This is a genomic window from Candidatus Margulisiibacteriota bacterium (assembly GCA_041650635.1).
Lineage (GTDB): Bacteria > Margulisbacteria > WOR-1 > JAKLHX01 > JBAZKV01 > JBAZKV01.
The window spans coordinates 1-2,615 of record JBAZKV010000055.1 but is presented as its reverse complement, the minus strand read 5'-3'; the positions used below and the strand labels follow the sequence as shown (position 1 = coordinate 2,615).

Here is a 2,615-nt window from a genome sequence, read left to right as displayed (position 1 = left end):
AGATAGACCGCTCCGGCTAGCGCGATAGTAAGCGCCAGGGCGACATTCATCATCGTAAGCGGTGTGTTAAGCCAGTCAAACAGCCTCTTGGCAAGGCTTCTGGCCCCTCCCTCCTCAAAGAGCACGCCGAAGGCCCCGATCACCAGGAGCGGGGCAAGAAAAGCGAACTTGATGCCTATGAACTGCTGTGACCCTATGAGGAACCGGGTGTCGGCAAGGAGTCCCACGATAAAAAGAGAGCCTATAAGAGCGATCCCGTAGCTTTTTAGGCACATTAAGATAGCTCCGGATACAGCTATGACCGAAGTGCGGCGGTCTTCCCTTTTGAATGATGAGGTTATGGCAAGCGACGGGAATATGACCGCACAGGCAAGGGCAGCCAGTTTTTTGAAGGTGATCATAAGACCAAACTGGTCAAAACCCAGGGGCATAAGAATGGCTGCCGCAAGGCAGAGCATTACAAAATAAGGATGGATGCCCGTAAAACAGGACAAAAGAAAAAGCGCTCCCGCACAGATGCCCAAACTTAAGACCACCAGCGAAGCCTTTGAAACCGACAGTTTCGAAGGGCTGTCCGCCTGCCCAAGGGAGTTCATCGCTCTTTTTGAGACCTGTTTTAGCGAGGATATGTAAACGGCGTTGGTATCGGCAAGGCTGAGGCCGCTGTCATTAATATAGAAAGGCCTTATATAAAGCAGCCGTACTCCCCTTTCAGAAACCGCCCTGTCAAAGCGCGCGATGGCTTCCGTTTTTGTCATCTTTTTTGCCATCTCGTCCTCGCTGATGCTGTGCACTCTTACAATGCCCGTCTGAAGGGCTTTTAGGAGCGCGCTATCGCCTTTTTGCTCTGCCATCTCTATATAGCCGTAATTGATACCGGCCTCTTTAAGCGCGGAGGCGATCCCTTTGGTATTGTTCTTATATCCGAGGACTTCGTCGCCTTCAAAAACCACCGTATAGTAAGGCCCAAGCGCGGCTGCGGCAGCAAGTTTTTTCTGTGCTGTCTCTTTGCCGATCCTGTAATTATTCCTAAACCGCGGGATGACAAAAAATCCCCTGTTGACCAGATAGGAGAACTTTTGGGAAGAAAAACCAAGGCCAAGCGTCATCAGTTCTTCCTCATCGTCCAAGACCTCAAGTTCCCATAGCCCGCTTTCCTGCTGTCCTGTTGCTTTGACCCTGTCTTTGCCAAGAACAAGAGCAAGGCCGTCTTTTACCCTGGCTGCCAGTTTCTGGTCGCTTATTATCACAAAACTGCGCAGGGGGTCCGGTGAAGCGGTCCTAAGAACGGTCTTTGCCGAGGGGCTGACCGCCCTTCTGTATTTGTCCTTGAGCTTGTTCACTGATCTTGGGGTCTTGCTTATTTTATAGAGCGTTGACTGCTCATATCCTGTAAGCCATGCCAGTTGTCCTTCCAGTTCCAGAGTTTCCAGCGTATCCTCGGTAATGGAAACAGAGGTAAGCCCTGCACCTTTAAGTTTCTTTAGCAGTACATCCATGGGCAGGCCTTCCCTTAAGGAAAGTTTTTTGATGTCCTGCCAGTCCATGGCGATCTCTACAGAGGAATTGGCCTTTTCAACGGCGATACGCTCAAGCGATATCCTCAGAGACAGCAGCAGCGACACGGCGATCAAGGCCGCAAGGGACCAGAAAACAGCTCTGTTCTTCACAGCCTTTTCTCCTTATGGACGTCCTCAGACTTTTGGCAGGTCCTTCAGTGCGCAGTTGACCATATCGTCGGGATATTCATAATCTTCCATTTTGCCTTCAAGGAACTTGTCATAGGAATAAAGGTCAAAATGGCCGTGGCCGCTAAAATTGAATACAATGCATTTTCCCTCGTTCTTTTTTGCCTCGTCAATTGCCGCTTTTATCGCGTGGCAGGTCTCAGGCGCCGGCAGGATGCCTTCGGTCTTGGCAAAGAGCACGCCGGCCTCAAAAACAGAAGTTTGAGTTACGGCTTTTGCTTCCACAAGTCCCTTTTTGGCAAGTAGCGATACGATCGGCGACATTCCGTGGTATCTGAGGCCTCCGGCATGTATTCCCGGAGGCATGAATCCGTGGCCCAGAGTGAACATTTTCACCATCGGAGCGAGTTTTGCGGTGTCGCCATAATCGTAAGCGTAAGGTCCTTTTGTTAAAGTTGGGCAGGCAGTGGGCTCCACCGCCACCATCCTGATGTTCTGTCCCTTAAGCTTTTCGGGAATAAATGGGAAAGCGAACCCGCCAAAGTTGCTCCCTCCGCCCACGCAGCCGATCAGGACATCCGGTCTTTCTCCTGCCAGTTCCAATTGCTTTTTTGTTTCAAGACCTATTATCGACTGATGGTACAGGACATGATTAAGCACGCTCCCAAGGGAATACTTAGTGTCATCATGAGTAGCCGCGTCCTCAACCGCTTCCGAGATGGCAAGTCCCAGGCTTCCGCTGCTGTTCGGATCTGCCTTTAGGGCTTCTCTTCCGGAATTGGTCTTGTCGGAAGGCGAAGCAAATACTTCTGCACCCCATGTTCTCATGAGCGATTTTCTGTACGGCTTTTGTTCATAACTTACCTTTACCATATAGACAGTGCATTTTAACCCAAAAATTCCACACGCAAAGGCAAGGGAGGAGCC

At 50.6% G+C, this 2,615-nt stretch carries 2 protein-coding genes; both read right to left on the bottom strand.

All coding sequences use genetic code 11. From position 1 onward, the window contains the following. Positions 1-1,670 (bottom strand): DUF5693 family protein (locus tag WC490_08235; protein MFA5098586.1); only part of this gene is annotated, 1,670 nt, incomplete at its 3' end. Between the two features lie 24 nt (positions 1,671-1,694). Further along, the coding region (locus WC490_08230; GenBank protein MFA5098585.1) for a TrpB-like pyridoxal phosphate-dependent enzyme at positions 1,695-2,615 on the bottom strand (921 nt) is incomplete at its 5' end.